General features: G+C 72.6%; 15 protein-coding genes. 3 read left to right on the forward strand and 12 right to left on the reverse strand.

Going from position 1 to position 18,129, the window contains the following annotated elements; genetic code table 11:
- Positions 1 to 94: 94 nt before the first annotated feature.
- From QUV83_RS03990 to QUV83_RS04025, 8 genes are all read right to left on the reverse strand, one after another.
- Positions 95 to 973, reverse strand: coding sequence for a shikimate dehydrogenase (locus QUV83_RS03990; RefSeq protein WP_289562886.1), 879 nt, complete (start codon positions 971 to 973; stop codon positions 95 to 97).
- Complete coding sequence (gene mltG / locus QUV83_RS03995; protein ID WP_289562887.1) at positions 970 to 2,142, reverse strand: endolytic transglycosylase MltG; 1,173 nt, start codon at positions 2,140 to 2,142, stop codon at positions 970 to 972. Before mltG ends, QUV83_RS03990 begins: the two co-directional genes overlap by 4 nt.
- Positions 2,135 to 2,764 carry a Holliday junction resolvase RuvX gene (gene ruvX / locus QUV83_RS04000; RefSeq protein WP_436231880.1) on the reverse strand — a complete coding sequence of 210 codons (630 nt, stop codon included), beginning with the start codon at positions 2,762 to 2,764 and terminating at the stop codon, positions 2,135 to 2,137. The genes mltG and ruvX overlap by 8 nt, the downstream gene beginning before the upstream one ends.
- Positions 2,751 to 5,453 carry an alanine--tRNA ligase gene (gene alaS, locus QUV83_RS04005; protein WP_289563065.1) on the reverse strand — a complete coding sequence of 901 codons (2,703 nt, stop codon included), beginning with the start codon at positions 5,451 to 5,453 and terminating at the stop codon, positions 2,751 to 2,753. Before alaS ends, ruvX begins: the two co-directional genes overlap by 14 nt.
- Positions 5,454 to 5,550: 97 nt before the next feature.
- Positions 5,551 to 5,919: a hypothetical protein gene (locus tag QUV83_RS04010; protein ID WP_289562889.1), complete on the reverse strand. Its 369-nt coding sequence runs from the start codon at positions 5,917 to 5,919 to the stop codon at positions 5,551 to 5,553.
- Complete coding sequence (locus QUV83_RS04015; RefSeq protein WP_289562890.1) at positions 5,916 to 6,284, reverse strand: DUF948 domain-containing protein; 369 nt, start codon at positions 6,282 to 6,284, stop codon at positions 5,916 to 5,918. The genes QUV83_RS04010 and QUV83_RS04015 overlap by 4 nt, the downstream gene beginning before the upstream one ends.
- A 186-nt stretch (positions 6,285 to 6,470) precedes the next feature.
- Positions 6,471 to 7,097, reverse strand: a complete 627-nt coding sequence (gene rpsD, locus QUV83_RS04020; RefSeq protein WP_289562891.1) for a 30S ribosomal protein S4 — start codon at positions 7,095 to 7,097, stop codon at positions 6,471 to 6,473.
- 268 nt (positions 7,098 to 7,365) lie between these two features.
- The gene (locus QUV83_RS04025) at positions 7,366 to 8,796 is read right to left on the reverse strand and encodes a replication-associated recombination protein A (protein ID WP_289562892.1); all 1,431 of its coding nucleotides are present in this window, start codon (positions 8,794 to 8,796) and stop codon (positions 7,366 to 7,368) included.
- Between the two features lie 90 nt (positions 8,797 to 8,886).
- On the opposite strand from QUV83_RS04025, the gene QUV83_RS04030 reads away from it, so the two are divergent.
- Both QUV83_RS04030 and QUV83_RS04035 read left to right on the forward strand, forming a co-directional pair.
- Positions 8,887 to 11,133 carry an MMPL family transporter gene (locus tag QUV83_RS04030; protein ID WP_289562893.1) on the forward strand — a complete coding sequence of 749 codons (2,247 nt, stop codon included), beginning with the start codon at positions 8,887 to 8,889 and terminating at the stop codon, positions 11,131 to 11,133.
- Between the two features lie 19 nt (positions 11,134 to 11,152).
- Complete coding sequence (locus QUV83_RS04035) at positions 11,153 to 12,271, forward strand: 5'-3' exonuclease (RefSeq protein WP_289562894.1); 1,119 nt, start codon at positions 11,153 to 11,155, stop codon at positions 12,269 to 12,271.
- A gap of 103 nt (positions 12,272 to 12,374) precedes the next feature.
- Here QUV83_RS04035 and aspS read toward each other — a convergent pair whose 3' ends face one another.
- Genes aspS through QUV83_RS04050 form a run of 3 tightly spaced genes read right to left on the reverse strand, consistent with a single transcriptional unit; the run spans position 12,375 to position 16,503 of the window.
- Positions 12,375 to 14,150, reverse strand: coding sequence for an aspartate--tRNA ligase (gene aspS, locus QUV83_RS04040; RefSeq protein WP_289562895.1), 1,776 nt, complete (start codon positions 14,148 to 14,150; stop codon positions 12,375 to 12,377).
- A 59-nt stretch (positions 14,151 to 14,209) separates the two neighbouring features.
- A complete protein-coding gene (locus QUV83_RS04045) occupies positions 14,210 to 14,860 on the reverse strand; it encodes a hypothetical protein (RefSeq protein ID WP_289562896.1) in 651 nt (216 codons plus the stop codon).
- The gene (locus QUV83_RS04050) at positions 14,857 to 16,503 is read right to left on the reverse strand and encodes an MFS transporter (RefSeq protein ID WP_289562897.1); all 1,647 of its coding nucleotides are present in this window, start codon (positions 16,501 to 16,503) and stop codon (positions 14,857 to 14,859) included. Before QUV83_RS04050 ends, QUV83_RS04045 begins: the two co-directional genes overlap by 4 nt.
- A gap of 98 nt (positions 16,504 to 16,601) precedes the next feature.
- On the opposite strand from QUV83_RS04050, the gene QUV83_RS04055 reads away from it, so the two are divergent.
- Positions 16,602 to 17,069 carry a PPOX class F420-dependent oxidoreductase gene (locus tag QUV83_RS04055; protein WP_289562898.1) on the forward strand — a complete coding sequence of 156 codons (468 nt, stop codon included), beginning with the start codon at positions 16,602 to 16,604 and terminating at the stop codon, positions 17,067 to 17,069.
- A 44-nt stretch (positions 17,070 to 17,113) separates the two neighbouring features.
- On the opposite strand, the gene QUV83_RS04060 is transcribed toward QUV83_RS04055, so the two are convergent.
- Positions 17,114 to 17,929 carry a hypothetical protein gene (locus QUV83_RS04060; protein WP_289562899.1) on the reverse strand — a complete coding sequence of 272 codons (816 nt, stop codon included), beginning with the start codon at positions 17,927 to 17,929 and terminating at the stop codon, positions 17,114 to 17,116.
- Positions 17,930 to 18,129 lie beyond the last annotated feature (200 nt).

Below are 18,129 nucleotides of genomic sequence, written 5' to 3' on the forward strand. Positions count from 1 at the left end.
TCCTCTCGTCCGGGTCCGCGCCGGGTTCGCGCAGATGCCCGTGGAGTAGATCGGCAGGCCAGCCCTGTGGCGTGAGCGCCGGTGGGGTGATCTCTCAGACGAGTGCGGAGTTGAGGGCGGCGTCCATCTCGGCCAGGGGCGCCGGGTGGCCGGTCATGAGGCGGACCTGCTCCCCCGCCTGGTGCAGCAGCATCCGCTCCCCCGGCACGACGGTTCCCCGCTGGGCGGCCCAGGCGACCGACAGGGCGGTGGGCCGCGGGTCGTAGGCCACGTCGAGCAGCACGCCGTGCGGGTCGGCGCCCGAGGCGGCGATCTCGGCGGCGAGGCCGTCCGCGGCGCGCGGCGGCAGTGTGGAGACGACGAGGTCTGCCGCCGGCACCTCGGCTGGCGCGGTGGCGAGCAGCGCGTACCTCGGCTCGACGCCCATGCGATGGGCTGAGCGCATCAGCGGGCCGATGCGCGCGAGCGAGCGCACGTAGACCACGGGCGTGGTGCAGCCGAGTTGGGCCAGCGCGGCCAACGTCGAGGCGGCTGTGGCGCCGGCGCCGAGCACGGCGGCGGTGCGGGACGCGCCTGGCGCGGCGGCGCCGAGTCCCTCCTGCAACGCCGCGACCAGGCCGTGCACGTCGGTGTTCGCGCCGGTGAGGATCGGCCGCCCGCCCCCGCTGGCCTGCACGAGCACGGTGTTGACGGCGCCGACCACCTCGGCGAGCGGCTCGACGTGGTCGAGCAGCGGCAGCACCGTCTGCTTGAGCGGCATCGTCAACGACAGCCCGGCCCACTCGGGGCCGAGCCCGGCCAGGAAGCCGGCGAGCTGCTCCTCGGTGACGTCCGCCGCGTCGTACCGCCACTCAGCGAGGCCGAGCGCCGCGTAGGCGGCGCGGTGCAGCACGGGTGACAGGGAGTGCGTGATCGGGTGCCCGAGCACGGCGGCTCGGCGCGCCGACGGCGGTGCGGAGGGTGTGGCCGTCACTTGGAGTTCTCGGCCTCCCACTTCCGCAACTCCGCGACGTGCACCTTGTGCTCGTCGAAGGTCTCGGCGAACTTCGTCTCACCTGTCTCCAGGTTGACGGTGACCCAGAAGATCCACGGCCCGGCGGTGGGGTTGAGCACCGCCTGGATCGACTCCTCGCCAGGCGACGCGATCGGCCAGGGCGGCAGCCCGATGTTCCGGTACGAGTTGAACGGGGTGTCGATCTCCTTGTCGGCGTTCGACAGCGCCGTGCCGGACTTCCCGAGGCCGTAGGCGAGAACGGCGTCGATCTCCAGGCGCATGCCGCGGCCCAGCCGGTTCTCGATCGCCTGGGCGATCTTGGTGCGGTCCTCGTAGGACTTGCCCTCGCGCTCCACGAGCGACGCCTTGATGAGCACGGTCTCCCACTGGTCCTGCGGGATGCCGTTGGCGTTGAGCACCTCGACGGTCTTGCTCACCATCGCGCTCAGCATGGACACCGCCGTGGCGCCCGGATCGACGTTGTAGGTCGCCGGGAAGAGCCACCCCTCGATCTGGCCGTTCGCCTCGGCGGGCAGGCCGATGGCGCCGGGGTCGGCCGCGGCGGCCTGCAGGTCGGCGACGGGGATGGTGGTGATGCTGGCGATCTTCTCGTAGATCTGCGTGGCTGACAGGCCCTCGGTGACGGTGACCTTGAGCGAGACCCGGTTCGCGGAGTCCAGCAGGGCGTCCACGGCGTCGGAGGCGCGCATCTGCAGGCGCAGCTTGTACGCGCCGGGCTGGATCTGGGTGGCGAGGGGGTTGGCCGCATACGCCTTGGTGAACGCGGACGTGGTGGCCACCACACCGGCCTCCACGAGCTTCTCGCCGATGGCGCCGCCCGTGTCGCCGCTGGCCACGGTCACGGTGGCCTCGCCCTGGCCTGGGCCCTCGTAGTCGGAGACCTCGGCGTTCTCGGAGGAGCCGCCGAACAAGCCGCCGAAGAAGTCGCTGAAGATGCTGGTCACGACGTAGCCGGCGCCACCGACCAGGCCGATGGCCATGATCAGCACGAGGATCGAGCGACGGCGGCGGTTGCGGCGCTGCCGGTTGCGGCGCGCCTTGCCGTCCTGCCGTGAACGGCTCCTGCGCGTCGGGGTGGGCTGCCCGGCTTCGTGCTGGGAAACCGTCCCGAGGAAGAGGTCACTCACTGGGTCGACCCTCCGGTCCGTCGTCGGCGTGGCGCCGCGCAGGCAGACTCTCTGCTTGCTGGTCCTGCTCGTCCCCGCAGCCCCCCTCGCGCCCGTCGGAGGCGCCTGCGTCCGGGGCGACCACCCGTTCGCCGGGCCGTCGGCCCGTGGCGCGTTCCGCGTCGAGCGCGGTCTGCAAGATCACCACAGCGGCCGCCTGGTCGACGACCTGCCGGTGGTGGCGAGTCGACCTGCCAGCCGCTCGCAGCGCCTGATGGGCGGACACCGTGCTCATCCGCTCATCGACGAGCCGCACCGGAACGGGTGCGATCGCCTGCGCCAACATGACAGCGTACGCGCGTGCGGCAGCCGATGCGGAGCCTTCGTCCCCCGACAGGTGTCGCGGGAGCCCGACATACACGACAGCGGCGTTGCGCTCCCCCACCTCGTCGACCAGGCGCGCGAGGTCCGTGGGCAGGGCCCCGGGCGCCGGGCGGCGAGTGTCGCGCGCGAGTGTCTCGACGGGTGTCGCGATCAGCCCGTCCGGGTCGCTGACGGCCACGCCGACGCGCACGCTGCCGACGTCGACCGCCAGGCGCGTGCCCCGGACGACGAGGTCCTCGCTCACGTCAGCCGGCCGCACGCGCCCCGGAGCGGACCGCGTCCAGCGCCTCGGGCAGCCGGGCCGCGTCGGATCCACCGCCCTGCGCGAGGTCGTCCTTGCCGCCGCCCCCGCCGCCGAGCACGCTGGTGGCGCTCTTGACGAGCGCGCCCGCGCGGATGCCGCGCTCACGGGCTGGGGCGTTGGTGGCGATGACGACGGCCGGGCGGTCCTTGTTGACGCCGCCGACGGCCACGACGGTGGGCGTGGAGTCGCCCAGCCGGGAGCGGACGTCCAGCACGAGGGTGCGCAGGTCGTCGGCGGAGCCGACCTCCCCCGCGTCGTGGGTGACGACCCGGACGCCGTCGACGTCCGTGGCGCCGGCGACGAGCGAGGCCGCGACGGCGAGCACCTGGGCCTGGCGCAGTGCCGCGAGCTCCTTCTCCGACTCCTTGAGGCGCGTCAACAGCGAGGACACGCGGTCGCCGAGCTCGTCGGGCCGCGAGCCGAGCAGGCCGCTGAGCTGGCCCACGAGGGCGTGCTCCTTGGCCTGGTAACCGTAGGCGCCGGCGCCCACGAGGGCGTCGATGCGCCGCACGCCGGAGCCGATGGACGCCTCGCCGAGCAGCGTCACCAGGCCGAGCTGGCCGGAGCTGCGCACGTGCGTTCCCGCGCAGAGCTCGCGGGACCAGTCGCCGCCGATGGACACCACGCGCACCTGGTCGCCGTACTTCTCGCCGAACAGCGCCATCGCGCCGAGCGCGCGGGCCTCGGCGATCGGCATCACCTGGTCGGTGACCTCGAGGTTCTCGGCGAGCTGGGTGTTGACCCGCTCCTCCACCTCGGACAGGACCCCGGCGGGCACGGCCGCGCCGGAGCGGAAGTCGAAACGGATGCGGCTGGGCGCGTTCTCGGAGCCGGCCTGGGTGGCGGTGTCGCCCAGCGCCTCGCGGATCGCCTTGTGCACCATGTGCGTGGCGGTGTGCGCGCGGCTGATCGCCTTGCGGCGGTCGAGGTCGATCGTCGCCGTCCCAGCCTCTCCGACTGTCAGGATGCCGTCGACGAGCCGGCCGTGGTGCACGGACAGGCCCTTGACCGGCGCCTGCACGTCGTCCACCTCGACCCGGGCGCCGCCGTCGAGCGTGATCGTCCCGTGGTCGGCGAGCTGGCCGCCCGCCTCGGCGTAGAACGGGGTGCGGTCGAGCACGATCTCGACGTCCGCGGGCGCGACGGCGACCGGGCCGGGGACCCCGTCGACGAGCAGCCCGACGACACGCGAGCGGGCCGTGGAGTCGGTGTACCCGAGGAACTGCACGGGCCCGCCCTGCCCGGAGCTCAGCGTGGAGTGCAGCTCCTGGTAGGCGGCGGTGTCGGCACGGCCCGCGCGCTTGGCGAGGGCGTCGGCGCGGGCGCGCTGGCGCTGCTCCTGCATGAGCGAGCGGAACGCGGTCTCGTCGACGGCGACGCCCTGCTCGGCGGCCATCTCGAGGGTCAGGTCGATCGGGAAGCCGTACGTGTCGTGCAGCTGGAACGCCTGCGCGCCGGACAGCACGGGGCGCGCGTCGGGGCTCGGCACGCTGCTCTTCACGGTCTGCACCGCGGTGTCGAGGATCGTGGTGCCGGCGACGAGGGTGCGCCGGAACGCGTCCTCCTCGGCGTAGGCGATCCGGCTGATCCGGTCGAAGTTCTCCGCGAGCTCGGGGTAGGACGCGCTCATCGCGTCCTTGCTCACGGGGAGCAGGGACGGCAGCGCGGGCTCGTCGACGCCCAGCAGCCGCATGGCGCGCACCGCGCGGCGCAGCAGGCGGCGCAGCACGTAGCCGCGGCCCTCGTTGGACGGGGTGACGCCGTCGCCCATGAGCATGAGCCCGCTGCGCACGTGGTCGGCGACGACGCGCATGCGCACGTCGTCCTCGTGGTCGGCGCCGTAGCGGCGGCCGGAGAGCTCCTGCGCTGCCTGGATGACGGGGAAGACCTCGTCGATCTCGTACATGTTGTCGACGCCCTGCAGCAGGTAGGCGACCCGCTCGAGGCCCATGCCGGTGTCGATGTTCTTCTGCTTGAGCTCGCCGAGGATCGGGAAGTCCTCCTTGCCGCCCCCGTCGCCGCGCTCGTACTGCATGAACACGAGGTTCCAGATCTCGATGTACCGGTCCTCGTCGACGATCGGGCCGCCCTCGGCGCCGTAGGCGGGGCCGCGGTCGACGTAGATCTCGGAGCACGGGCCAGCGGGGCCACGCGCGCCCGTCGACCAGAAGTTGTCCTTCATGCCGCGACGCTGGATGCGCTCGTCGGGCATGCCGGCGATCCGCCTCCACAGCTCGGCGGCCTCGTCGTCGTCGTGGAAGACGGTGACCCAGATCGACTCGGGGTCGAAGCCGTAGCCGCCCTGGTCCTGGGGGTTCGTGATGAGCTCCCAGGCGAAGGTGATGGCCTCCTCCTTGAAGTAGTCCCCGAAGGAGAAGTTCCCGTTCATCTGGAAGAACGTGCCGTGCCGCGTCGTCTTGCCGACCTCTTCGATGTCGAGGGTCCGCACGCACTTCTGCACGCTCGTCGCACGCGGCCACGGCGCGGTCTGCTCGCCGAGCATGTACGGGATGAACGGGACCATGCCGGCGATGACGAACAGCGTCGAGGGATCCGGGGAGATCAGCGAGGCGGACGGCACGACTGTGTGGCCGCGGGCCTCGAAATGGTCGAGCCAACGCTTGCGGATCTCGGCGGTGCGCATGATGTCCTCGGTGTTCGTGTGGGGCCGGCGGTGGGGCCGACGGTCGTTCTCCATGTGGTGCAGCGCTCGAAGCGGCCGCAGTGTTCCGCCCTGCTCGTCAGAAGAACGAGTAGGGCACGTTCGCGTCGTCCTCGGGGTCCTCGGTGGGCTGGTCGGCCCAGCCGCGGGCTGCGGCCCGCTGCCGCCGGGTCGGGGCTGGCGACGCGGCTCGATGCCTGGCGCGCTCCTCCCGCAGGGCTTCGACGTCCACGTCGCCGACCAGGTCGTGGCGCAGCTGCTCCTCGCGCTCGCGCATCGCGGCGAGGAACTCCGCCTTCGCGCCGCGGGCGACGGTGCTGGCCTGGGCGAGCGCGCCAGCGGCCTGGCGGGCGCCCGGCGGCGCGTAGCGGTCGGCGAGGTCGCCGGCCTTGCGGATCACCACGACGGTGAGGCCGACGCCGACCGCGACCCACAGGAGCCGCCTCATCGCCTGCCTCGCAGGTTCTCGGCCGCGCCGGCGAACATGCGCCGGGCGCCGTAGGAGAACGCGGCGACCTTGATCATGGGCGAGCCGACGGTCGCGGCGAACAGGGAGGTCAGCGCGGACACGTTCTCGGAGACCTGCGCCGCCGAGGACGTGATGGTGTCGACCCGTTCGATCTGCGTGTTGGTGGAGGCCACCGCGGCGGCGGTCTCGTCGATGACGGGCAGCGTGTGGTCGGTGAGCTCCTTGACCGAGACCCGGGTCTCGTCGAAGAGCCTGCCGAGCTTGACCAGCGGCATGGCGAGCACGCCGACCAGCAGCACGAACGCGACGGCGGCGATCAGGCTCGCCACGTCTCCGAGCGACATGTGCTGTCCTCCCTGGGCCTGGGCCCGGTTCGTCTGCCACCCACGCGGGGGCACCGCCCTGCGGCGCGGTGGCGCGTCGGCGCCGGGCATGCGCCCGACCTTGCGAAACCCTACCCGGACAGCCGAACGCCCCGCGTGCGCCGAGGTCGGCGCGCGCGGGGCGTTGCGGGTGTCGAGCGGCTCGCGTCAGCGGGCGTAGTACTCGACGACGAGCTGGACCTCGCAGGTCACGGGGATCTCGGCGCGCTTGGGGGCGCGGACGAGGACGGCGCTCAGCTTCTCGAGCTGGACGTCGAGGTAGCCCGGGAGCGTGGGCAGCACGTCGCGGTGCGCGCCAGCGGCGGCGACCTGGAACGGCACGGTGGCCTGGCTCTTCGGCTTGATCTGGATCGTCTGGCCGGGCTTCACCCGGAACGAGGGACGGTCCACGATCTTGCCGTCGACGAGCACGTGGCGGTGCACGACCGTCTGGCGGGCCTGCAGGATGGTGCGGGCGAAGCCGGCGCGCAGGACGAGGGCGTCCAGGCGGGTCTCGAGGTTCTCGACGAGCGCCTCACCGGTCAGGCCCGGGGCCTTGCGGGCGTCCTCGTACGCACGGGCGAGCTGCTTCTCACGCAGGGCGTACTGCGCGCGAAGACGCTGCTTCTCGCGCAGACGGACGGCGTAGTCCGACTCGGTGCGGCGACGGGCGCGGCCGTGCTCGCCCGGGGGGTAGGGACGCTTCTCGAAGTGCTTGACGGCCTTGGGCGTCAGCGCGAGGCCGAGGGCGCGGGAAAGGCGCACCTGGCGACGCGAGCGAGTCACACTGCTCACAGATGTACTTCCTGTCGTTGTAGACGTCACACCCGCGCACAGGAGTTGTGCCGCGGGGTGGGGCCGACCATGGACGCCAGGGATCCCCCGAATGATGCTGGGGGTGGTTCCTGGTGGTGGCGGCTGAGGCCCCAGGGTGGTCGCAGGGCGCATGAGCGCCTGACGACCTGCCCACCTTACCGGGTGGGGCGCCGCGGAGCCCAATCGGCGGCGCGGCCACGGCTCTGTGGCGCGACGTCCAGCGCGGCGCCCGTGGTCGCGTCGGTTGTCACGTGCCCGCGTCGAGGATGGCGCGGATGCGGTCGAGGCGGTCGGTGACGGACCGCTCGAACCCGCGGTCGGATGGCTGGTAGTACCGGGTCCCGACGAGCTCGTCGGGCAGGTACTGCTGCGAGGCCACCGCATGCGGCTCGTCGTGGGAGTAGACGTAGCCGCGTCCATGGCCCAGGGCCCCCGCGCCGGGGTAGTGGGCGTCGCGCAGGTGCTCGGGCACCGAGCCGATGCGCCCGGCCCGCACGTCGGCCAGCGCCGCGTTGATCGCCTGGTAGGAGGCGTTCGACTTGGGGGCTGTGGCCAGGTGCACGACAGCCTCGGCGAGGATGAGGCTCGCCTCGGGCATCCCGATCAGCGCCACCGCCTGGGCGGCGGCCACGGCGGTCTGCAGGGCGCTGGGGTCGGCCATGCCGACGTCCTCGGCGGCGGCGATGACGATTCGGCGGGCGATGAACCGCGGGTCCTCCCCCGCGGCGATCATCCGCGCGAGGTAGTGCAGCGCGGCGTCGACGTCGGAGCCGCGCATCGACTTGATGAAGGCGCTGATGACGTCGTAGTGCTGGTCGCCGTCCCGGTCGTACCGGACGGCGGCGACGTCGATGGCCCGCTCCATCGTCGCGAGGTCGATGTGGGCGGCCGCCTCCGCGTTGTCAGGAGCCGGCGCGTCCTCGTCGTCGTTGGGCGGCCCGTCGCCAGGCGCGGGGGCCGGGGCGTGGGACAGGGCTGCGCCCGCCGCGGCCTCCAAGATCGTCAGCGCCTTGCGGGCGTCGCCACCGGCCAGGCGCAGCAGGTGCTCCTCGGCGGCGTCGTCCAGCACGACGGCGCCGCCCAGCCCGCGCTCGTCGGCGACCGCGCGGCGCACCAGGTCGCGGACATGCTCGACCTCGAGCGGGCGCAGCGTGAGCAGCAGGGAGCGGGACAGCAGCGGGGAGTTCACCGAGAAGCTCGGGTTCTCCGTGGTCGCCGCGACGAGCGTCACCCACCGGTTCTCCACGCTCGGCAGCAGGGCGTCCTGCTGGGCCTTGGTGAACCGGTGCACCTCGTCGATGAACAGGACCGTCTCCGAGGCGTCCGCGGCGAGGCGGCGGCGTGCTCCCTCGATCACGGCGCGCACGTCCTTGACCCCGGCGGTCACCGCGGACAACTCGACGAACTTGCGGCCCGAGGTGTTCGCGATGAGGTAGGCGAGGGTGGTCTTCCCGGTGCCGGGCGGCCCCCACAGCACCACCGAGCTGGGCGCCGCGCGCCGCGAGGCGCCCTCGCCGGGCTCCACGAGACGGCGCAGCGGCGAGCCGGGCACCAGCAGGTGATCCTGCCCGGCGACCTCGTCGAGGGTGCGGGGGCGCATCCGCACGGCGAGCGGCGACCCGGCTCCAGGTGCGGGGATCCCCTGCCCCGTCGAGATGACGGAGTCGAACAGGTCCATGGCGCGAGCCTACGCACGTCCGCCGACACTTCCTCACAGACACTTCGGCCCACGGGGAGCCGGACGTGCGCGCAGCGCCTCGATGCTGCGATGCTGACCCGCGTGTTCGAAAGTCTCGGTCGCCGCGTAGCCCACCATCCACGACTCACGGTCCTGGTGTGGGCCGTCGTCACCGCACTCGGGTTCGGCCTCGCCCTGTTCGGCCTGCACGGCGAGAGCCTCTTCGACCGGCTCAGCACCGGCGAGCCCACCGTCCCGGGAGCGGAGAGCTCCGAGGGCGCCGACATCCTCGCCGAGGCCGCCGACACCGGAGCGTCGCTGAACCTGCTGGTCAACGGCGTGGACCCCACCGACCCCGAGATCGGCCCCGCGCTCGCCCCCGTGCGCCAGGAGCTCATCGAGATCGACGGCGTCGCGTCCGTCATCGACCCCTTCGCCCTGCCCGACGGAGTCGCCAACCCCGCCGCCGCACCCCTGGTCGCCGACGACGGCGAAGGGTTCCTCATCGTCGTCAGCCTCGAGCCGGGCCTCGACGAGAACGCCGAGGAGGCGGCGCTCGACGAGGTCGAGCAGGTGCTCGAGACCGTCCCGGAGACCCTGCAGGCCGTGGCGCCGGACGCCACCGGCATCGTCGGCGGCACGAGCCTGATCTTCGAGGCCATCACCAGCCAGGTGGAGAAGGACCTCGCCACCGGCGAGGCCATCGCGCTGCCCGTCGCCCTGCTCATCATGGTGCTGGTCTTCGGCGGGTTCCTCGCCGCGTCCATGCCGATGATCGGGGCGATCGCCTCCATCGCATTCGGCCTGGGCACGCTGCTCGGCTTCTCGTACCTGATGGACCTCGACTCGTCCGTCGTGAACGTGGTCACCCTGCTCGGCCTGGGCCTGTGCATCGACTACGGGCTGCTGATCGTCTCCCGGTTCCGTGAGGAGCTGCACCCGCTCCTCGTCGAGGACGGCGGCGAGGGCGCCCGACGCCGGCGCGGCGACGGCGCCGTCGTCACCGCCCTGACCCGCACCATGGCCACCGCAGGGCGCACCGTCGCGTTCTCCGCGCTGACCGTCGCCATCTCCATCGCCGGCCTGCTGGCCTTCCGACCCGACATCCTGCGCGCCTTCGGCGCCGCGGGAGTCGTCATCGTCCTCGTCGCCGTCGCCACCGCCCTGACCCTCGTGCCGGCGCTGCTCGTGCTGTTCGGCCGGCGCCTCGCCCGCCCCGGGCTGCTCGCCAGGATCCCCGGCATCCGCCGACTTCTCGCCCACACCGCCGACGTGCAGTCCGAGGAGGGGTTCTTCTCCCGGCTCACCGCCAGGGTCCAGCGCCACCCCTGGTGGGTCGTGCTCGGCACCGTCGTGCTGCTCGGCGCCCTCGCCTCCCCGCTGGCCCACATCGAGCTCCGCAACTCCACCACCCAGCTCCTGCCCACGGGCAGCACACAACGCGAGTACGTCACCACACTCACCGAGGACTACCCCGCCGCCACCTCCGCGGCGGTCACCGTCATCGCCGAGACGTCCCTCGACGAGGCCACCGCCTGGGCCCAGGAGCTCACCCAGCTCGACGACGTCGCCTCAGTCGACACCCCCACCCCCATCGGCTCCTACGTCATCATCGGCGTGCGCCCCGACACCGCCGACGCCGGGGACAGCACCTCCCAGCACGTCGTGCAGGAGATCCGCGACCTCGACCCCCCGTTCCGCACCTGGGTCACCGGGCAGGCCGCCGGGCAGATCGACTTCATCGACGCCCTCGCCGACCGGGCCCCCTGGGCCATCGGCATCGTCGTCTTCGCGACCCTCGTGCTGCTGTTCCTCATGACCGGCTCCGTGGCCATCCCCATCAAGGCGCTGCTCACCAACGCGCTGTCCCTCGCCGCCTCCCTCGGCGTCCTCGTCTGGGCCTTCCAGGACGGCCACCTCGAGGGCATCCTCGGCTTCACCTCCACCGGGGGCATCGAGACGTACGTCGTGGCCCTCGTCGTCGCCTTCGCCTTCGGGCTCGCCATGGACTACGAGGTCTTCCTGCTCTCCCGCATTAAGGAGCTCCACGACTCCGGGCTGTCCAACGACGACGCCGTGCGCCTCGGCCTGCAGCGCTCCGGCCGCATCATCACCTCCGCCGCCGCGATCATCGTGGTCGTCTTCGCCGGATTCGTCGCCGGCAAGCTGCTGGTCATCAAGGAGGTCGGCTTCGCGCTCGCGGTCGCCGTCATCATCGACGCCACCATCGTCCGCATGCTCCTGGTGCCCGCCACCATGACCATCCTCGGCAACGTCAACTGGTGGGCGCCGAGGTTCCTGCGCCGCGTCTACGACAAGCTCTCCCTCACCCACTGACACCCCACAGAGCCGAGACATGACCGCGACACCCACGCTCCTGGCCGTGGACGGGAACTCCCTCGTCCACCGCTCCTTCCACGCCCTGCTCGGCACCCAGCTCACCACCCGCGACGGGCGCCCCACCTGGGCCGTCAAGGGGTTCGTCTCCCAACTCCTCGGCGCCGTCGACCGCATCGGCGCCCACGCGCTCGTCGTCGGCTTCGACGACCACACGAGCAGCGCGCGCAAGGCCGCCCACCCCCACTACAAGGCCACCCGTGGCCCCAAGGCCCCCGAGCTCGTCCACCAGCTCCAGATGACCGCCGACCTGCTCCGCGACGCCGGGATCACCGTGGTCGTCCCCGACGGGCTCGAAGCCGACGACGTCGTCGCGTCCGCCGCCGCACAGGCCCGCGCCGCCGGCTGGTCCACAGTCGTCGTCACCTCCGACCGCGACTCCTTCGGCCTCATCGACACCAGCACCTCCGTGCTGCGCGTCATCAACGGCGGCATCGACGCCTCCCCCGTGCTCACCCCCGAACGCCTCACCACCATGATCGGCATCGAGCCCGGGCAGTACCGCCAGTACGCAGCCCTGCGCGGCGACGCCTCCGACAACCTCACCGGGGTCCGCGGCATCGGCGAGAAGACCGCCACCAAGCTGCTCAACGCGTTCGGCAGCGTCGAGGCGGCGCTCGCGGACATCGACACGAACGGCGGGGCACGGGTCGCGGCGGAGGTGGGCAAGGCCGTCGTCGCCAAGCTCTCCAGCGCGGAAGCGCGGGAGGCGTTCTGGCAGAACGTGGAGATCATGACGATGTCCACGGACATCCCCCTCGGCCTGGACTGGGAGCAGCCCGGAGCCGGGCGCCTGCCCCTGGACCACGGCCGGGTCACGGCGGCGCTCGCCGCCCTGGAGCTCACGTCGCTCATCGGGTACGCGGGGCGGGTGCTGTGCCACGCCGGCGAGCCCGCCGCCCCGGTGGCGCGCGAGCCGTGGGCGGCTGTGGCGGACGTGCCAGACGGCCCGGAGCCCTGCTCACGCGACGAGGAGGAGCTCGCGCCGCATGACGCAGAGTTGGCGGCGGCCGCCGTCGCGGCCGAGGCGCCGCAGCCCGCCGCGGCGGACACCTGGACAGCCGACACCCTGTTCTAGGCGGTCAAGCCCGCTCTGGGGCGCTCACACGGCCCACATGACGCTGGGGCGGGGTCGCGCACTCGCGCATCCCCGCCCCATCGTCATGGTCGACGTCTGAACGTCACTCCGCCGGAGCGGCCACCGGCTTCGGCTTCGCGTCGACGCCCGCCTCGCGGCGCTGCGCCTCGCTGATCGGGGCCGGCGCGCCCGTGAGCGGGTCGTAGCCGCCACCGGACTTCGGGAAGGCGATGACATCGCGGATGGACTCCGAGCGCGTCAGCAGCGCCACGATGCGGTCCCAGCCGAACGCGATCCCGCCGTGCGGCGGCGCGCCGAACTGGAAGGCGTCGAGCAGGAAGCCGAACTTCTCCTGGGCCTCCTCCTCGCCGATGCCCATGACTCGGAAGACGCGCTCCTGCACGTCCCGCCGGTGGATACGGATCGAGCCGCCACCGATCTCGTTGCCGTTGCACACGATGTCGTAGGCGTACGCCAGCGCGGCGCCCGGGTCCTGCTCGAAGGTGTCGATCCACTCGGGCGTGGGCGAGGTGAACGCGTGGTGCACGGCGGTCCAGGCGCCCTCGCCGACGGCCACGTCGTCGTCCTCGCCGGTCGGCTTGAACAGCGGCGCGTCGACGATCCACACGAACGCCCACGCGTCGGGGTCGATGAGGTCGGCGCGGCGGCCGATCTCGAGCCGCGCGGCGCCCAGCAGGGCCTGCGCGTCGGTGCGGCGCCCGGCGGCGAAGAAGACCGCGTCACCGGGCTTCGCGCCCACGGCCTCGACCAGGCCAGCGCGCTCCGCTTCGGAGAGGTTCTTCGCGACGGGGCCGGCGAGCTCGCCGTCCTCCGAGATGGTGACGTACGCGAGGCCCTTGGCGCCGCGCTGCTTGGCCCACTCCTGCCAGGCGTCGAACCCGCGGCGCGGCGTCGAGGCGCCGCCCGGCTGGACGACGGCGCCCACGTACGGCGCCTGGAACACGCGGAACGGCGTGTCCTTGAAGTAGTCCGTCAGCTCGACCAGCTCGAGGCCGAACCGCAGGTCGGGCTTGTCGGAGCCGTAGCGGTTCATCGCGTCGGCGAAGGTCATGCGCGGGATCGGCGTCGGGATCTTGTACCCGATGAGGTCCCACAGCGCGACGAGGATCTGCTCGCCGAGGGCGATCACGTCGTCCTGCTCGACGAAGCTCATCTCGACGTCGAGCTGGGTGAACTCCGGCTGGCGGTCCGCGCGGAAGTCCTCATCGCGGTAGCAGCGGGCGATCTGGTAGTAGCGCTCCATGCCCGCCACCATGAGCAGCTGCTTGAAGAGCTGCGGCGACTGCGGCAGCGCGTACCAGGAGCCAGGCGCGAGGCGGGCCGGCACCACGAAGTCGCGGGCGCCCTCGGGCGTGGACCGGGTCAGGGTGGGCGTCTCGATCTCGACGAAGTCGTGCGCGTCGAGCACGCGTCGAGCGGCCTGGTTGGCCTTCGAGCGCAGGCGCATCGCGTGGGCGGGCGCGGGGCGGCGCAGGTCGAGGTAGCGGTGCTTGAGGCGGGCCTCCTCGCCGACGGTCTCGTCGAGGGCGGAGGACACCTGGAACGGGAGCGGCGCGGCCTCGTTGAGCACGACGACCTCGTCGGCGACGACCTCGATCTCACCGGTGGCGAGGTTGGCGTTCTCGTTGCCCGCGGGCCGGCGGCCGACCTGGCCGGTGACCTGGAGCACGTACTCGTTGCGCAGGCCGTGGGCCACGGCCTCGTCACGGATGACCACCTGGGCGATGCCGGAGGCGTCCCGCAGGTCGATGAACGCCACCCCGCCGTGATCACGGCGCCGGTCCACCCAGCCCGTGAGGGTGACGGTGGAGCCGATGTCCTCGGCTCGGAGCGAGCCGGCGGTGTGGGTGCGGAGCACGAAGAGTCCTTCCGGGACGGGCTGGGAAGCGCGTGGGATCCACGCACCCCCGATCCTAGTCAAGGTCCGGCGGGTCCCCGTCCCGAGCCGTCTGCCGCGCCGTCGGGCGTCCGGATGTGGCTGGTCAACGCCGTGACCGAGGGCGCGCGTGGCGTGGAGCCGAACCCGAAGCCCACGGGCGGGCTCACGTCGGCGAGCCCGCCCAGGTCGTCGTCGCCCCACACCGACCGCGCGGCGACGATGGCGTGCTGGTCGGTGGCCGCGTACCACTCGTGCCACCCGGGCCCGGCGCTGCCGGACGTGCGCACCCCGGGCAGGAGCAGCCGCGCGACGGGGTCGACTGCGGCGGCGAAGAGGCGGCCGCTCCTGTGGCCGGCGGGCGCCGCGCGCAGGATCCGGCCTAGCGGCGTCCGCCCGCCGATCGTGATCGTGGCGTCGAGCGGCCCTGCGGTGAGCCGCCAGACCCGCTGCCCCGGGTCGGCCGCCACGATGACGGGGACGATGTGGACGTCGTCGAACGTGTAGGCCGACGCGACGAGCTCGGCGACGCCGGCGTCGGGCGCCAGCAGCAGGCGATGGCCGTCGGGGTGGGCCACCATGACGTCGGCGAACCGCCCCCAAGGGCTCATGGTCCAGCGGCCGACGACCATCCGGGCGCCTGCGGTGGAGCCGAATCCCGCGATGTGGCCGGTGAGGCGCAAGAGCGTCACTGGGTGGCGGGCCGGCGCGGGCCTGAGGGCTTGCGCCGTGTCGTCTCCTCCGGCCTGCCCGAGGGGAGCACAGCGGTGGTGGCCAGGCCGATGGCCACGAGGCCGCCCGCGACGAAGGACGTGCGTCGCAGCGCCTCGGCGAACGCCTCGCGTGACGCCTCGGCGACTGGCTCGCCGCCCGGCTGCTGCGCGATCTCGTCGATGGCCACGCCGTCGGTGTTCTCGACCGTCTTCCCGATCTCGGACGCCTGCTCCGACGTGACCCCCTCGACCTCGCCGACCTTCTGCTCGGTGTCCGACTGCAGCCCGACGAACAGGATGGTGCCGATGACAGCGCTGCCCAACGCCGTGCCGATGCGCCGGGCCGTCGCCTCGGTGCCGGACGCCTGCCCGCTCTCCTCCACGGGCACCTGGCCCAGGATGATGTTGACCAGCTGGGACTGCGCGAGGCCGATCCCCAGGCCGTACACGACGAGGCAGACGACCATCTTCCAGGCCGGGACGTGCGCGGACACCACCAGGCCGAGCGACACGATGCCGATCACCTCGAGCGACATGCCGATGCGTGTGACGGTCCGTGGGCTCGTGCGGTTGGCGATAGGCGCCGCCGTCGCGCCGGCGACCAGTGCGCCCGCCGCGAGCGAGGCGGTGAGGGCGCCCGAGTGGAGCGGGCTGTAACCGAGCGCGTTCTGCACGAAGAGCGGCAAGGCGAACAGGATGCCGAATTCGCCGAGCGAGACGATGAGGGCGACGAGCGATCCGAACCCGAACGACCTGATCTTGAACAGCGTCATGTCGATGAGCAGCGCCGCCTTGCGCCGTCGGCGCTCCTCCTCGAAGAACCACAGGCCGACCAGGGTCACCACCGCGATGGCGAACGCGATGGGCACCGGGGACAGGCCGCCCTTCGGGAACGTCACGCCGAACAGGTGGACGTCCCGGATCGCGATCCACCAGCCGTCGGAGCGGCCCTCGATCAGCCCGAACACCAGCGCGCCGATCCCGATCGCGGACAGGGCCATCCCGATGAGGTCGCGGCCCAGCGCCTGCTCGTCGCGCGTGTTCGGCACGAACCTCAGGCAGCCCAGGATGACGACGATCGCGAGCGGCACGTTGACGCCGAACGAGTGCCGCCACGAGTAGTACTCCGTCAGGTATCCGCCGAGCAGCGGGCCGATCCCGGCCATGCCCGCCAGGATCGCCCCGTAGATGGCGAACGCCACGTTGCGGCGCTTGCCCTGGTACAGCGAGTTCAGCAGCGACAGCGAGTTGGGCGACAGCATCGCCCCGCCGACGCCCTGGAGGGCGCGCACGGCGATGAGCTGGCCCCCGGTGTCGACCTGGGTGGCGAGGAAGCTGGCCCCCCCGAACACGATGGCGCCCATGACGAACACCGTGCGCCGCCCGATGCGGTCGCCGAGCCGCCCGAAGGTGATCAGCAACGCGGCGAAGACCAGTGAGTACATCGACTGGATCCACTCCGAGTCGATGGAGCTGATGTCCAGGTCCTTGATGATCTGCGGCAACGAGACGTTCACGATCGTCACGTCCATCACGATCATCGACAGGCCCAGCCCGATGAAGACGAGCGCCGTCCACCCGACGGGGCGGTCCTGCGCCCCGGCCCCCGCCCCGTGCGTCATCCACTCACGGTAGGCGCGCCGACCACGACGCGCGCGGCCGATTCTGGGATGTGCTGGCCGATACTGGGGCCCGCTGACCGATCTCGCTAGGAGTACCCGTGCCCCGTGCCATCGCCTCCGCCCGCCGCGTCTCGCGTGACGAGATGCTCGACTTCGTCCGAGTGCGTCACCAAGCGGTCCTGGTGACCCGACGCGCCTCGGGCGCCCCGCAGATGTCACCCGTCACCTGTGGGGTGGACGACGCCGGCCGCGTGGTCATCTCGACCTACCCGGACCGTGCCAAGGCGGTGAATGCCCGGCGCTCGCCGGAGGTGTCGTTGTGCGTGCTGTCGGACGACTTCGACGGCCCGTACGTGCAGCTCGACGGGACCGCCGAGGTGCTCGACCTGCCGGACTCCGTCGAGCCCCTCGTCGAGTACTTCCGCTGCATCTCCGGCGAGCACCCCGACTGGGACGAGTACCGGGCGGCGATGGTCGAGCAGGGCAAGTCGCTGATCCGCGTCACCGTGGAGCAGTGGGGGCCGATCGCGAAGGGCGGGTTCCCGGCGCGACTCGCCGAGAACTGACGGCTAGCCACAGGCCGCACGGCGCTCGCGGCCTGTGGCTACCCTCACTCGCGGCCCGCGACCGCCCGGACGTCGCGCACGTGGACGTCGCCAACGTGGCGGCCCTCGGCGGCCAACGCGTCGCGGACGGTGGTGAACGACAGCCGCAGGCCGCGCACGCTGATCGCCAGGCCGGCAGGGGCGATGTGGCCCGTGCGCCGGTCTGATCCGGCGTGCACCCGCACCCACAGCGCGCCGGGGTCGCTGCCTTGCAGGCCCTGCACAACCCAGGACCGCGCGGCGAGCCAGGCCTGCACCGCATGTCGTGCGGCCTCGGGCAGTGGCGCGTCCAGCACACGCGGGCCGACAGCGTCGGACACCCGCAGGGCCGCCAGCTCGTCCTCACCGGCGCCCGTGGCCGCGAGGAGGCTCACGTGCGCGACGAAGCGCGCCCACACCGGCGGCAGGACGCTGCGGGGCCGCCCCGAGGAGACCGCGGCGATCAGCGCCCTGCCGCGATCGGCATCCCGCTCCGCCCGTGGCGCCGTGGGCAACGTGAGCGTCTTCCCCGGATCTGCCAGGTCAGGCGCCCCGAGGTGGTCGCGGGTGAAGGCCACGAGGGCGCGGGCCGCGCTGGCCCGCGCTCGCTGCGCCGAGACTGTGGAGTCGGCGCGAGCGGCCAACCAGTCCCCCAGCGTCGCGGGATCGAGCGCCAGCCGTGCTGTGCCGGCTTGGGGCACGTCGAGCTCGTGGACGAACGCCTCGAGATCCCGGAGCGCCCACCGCCGCTGACGGACGGTGGCCGGCGCCGCGTCGAGCCGGGCGAGGTACGCCTCGACGACCTCCCCTAAGGACTGGGCCCTGCCCGGCAATCTGCTCATCGCCTGATGATAACGGAACCAACGAGGTTGGTCCTCAGCCCGCGCGCAGCGCGTGCATGCCTCGCGGGAGGCCGAGCCCAGCGCGAGGCGCATGCTTCCGTTATCAGGAACGAGAGCAGGTAGGCGCGGGCCGAGGAAGGCGCGCTGCGGACGCCGGCCACCTCGGCGGCCATCGGCAGGCTGGCCTGACGGCCCGGCGG

It is taken from the genome of Cellulomonas cellasea, from assembly GCF_030372105.1.
In the GTDB taxonomy this organism is placed as follows: domain Bacteria; phylum Actinomycetota; class Actinomycetes; order Actinomycetales; family Cellulomonadaceae; genus Cellulomonas_A; species Cellulomonas_A cellasea_A.

What these genes read in the sequence shown, in the direction of transcription:
- alaS (WP_289563065.1), bottom strand. Translation starts at nt 5,453, where the DNA reads ATGCGCACCGCCGAGATCCGCAAGCGTTGGCTCGACCATTTCGAGGCC.
- QUV83_RS04010 (WP_289562889.1), bottom strand. Translation starts at nt 5,919, where the DNA reads ATGAGGCGGCTCCTGTGGGTCGCGGTCGGCGTCGGCCTCACCGTCGTG.
- QUV83_RS04015 (WP_289562890.1), bottom strand. Translation starts at nt 6,284, where the DNA reads ATGTCGCTCGGAGACGTGGCGAGCCTGATCGCCGCCGTCGCGTTCGTG.
- QUV83_RS04025 (WP_289562892.1), bottom strand. Translation starts at nt 8,796, where the DNA reads ATGGACCTGTTCGACTCCGTCATCTCGACGGGGCAGGGGATCCCCGCA.
- QUV83_RS04030 (WP_289562893.1), top strand. Translation starts at nt 8,887, where the DNA reads ATGCTGACCCGCGTGTTCGAAAGTCTCGGTCGCCGCGTAGCCCACCAT.
- QUV83_RS04035 (WP_289562894.1), top strand. Translation starts at nt 11,153, where the DNA reads ATGACCGCGACACCCACGCTCCTGGCCGTGGACGGGAACTCCCTCGTC.
- QUV83_RS04050 (WP_289562897.1), bottom strand. Translation starts at nt 16,503, where the DNA reads ATGACGCACGGGGCGGGGGCCGGGGCGCAGGACCGCCCCGTCGGGTGG.
- QUV83_RS04060 (WP_289562899.1), bottom strand. Translation starts at nt 17,929, where the DNA reads ATGAGCAGATTGCCGGGCAGGGCCCAGTCCTTAGGGGAGGTCGTCGAG.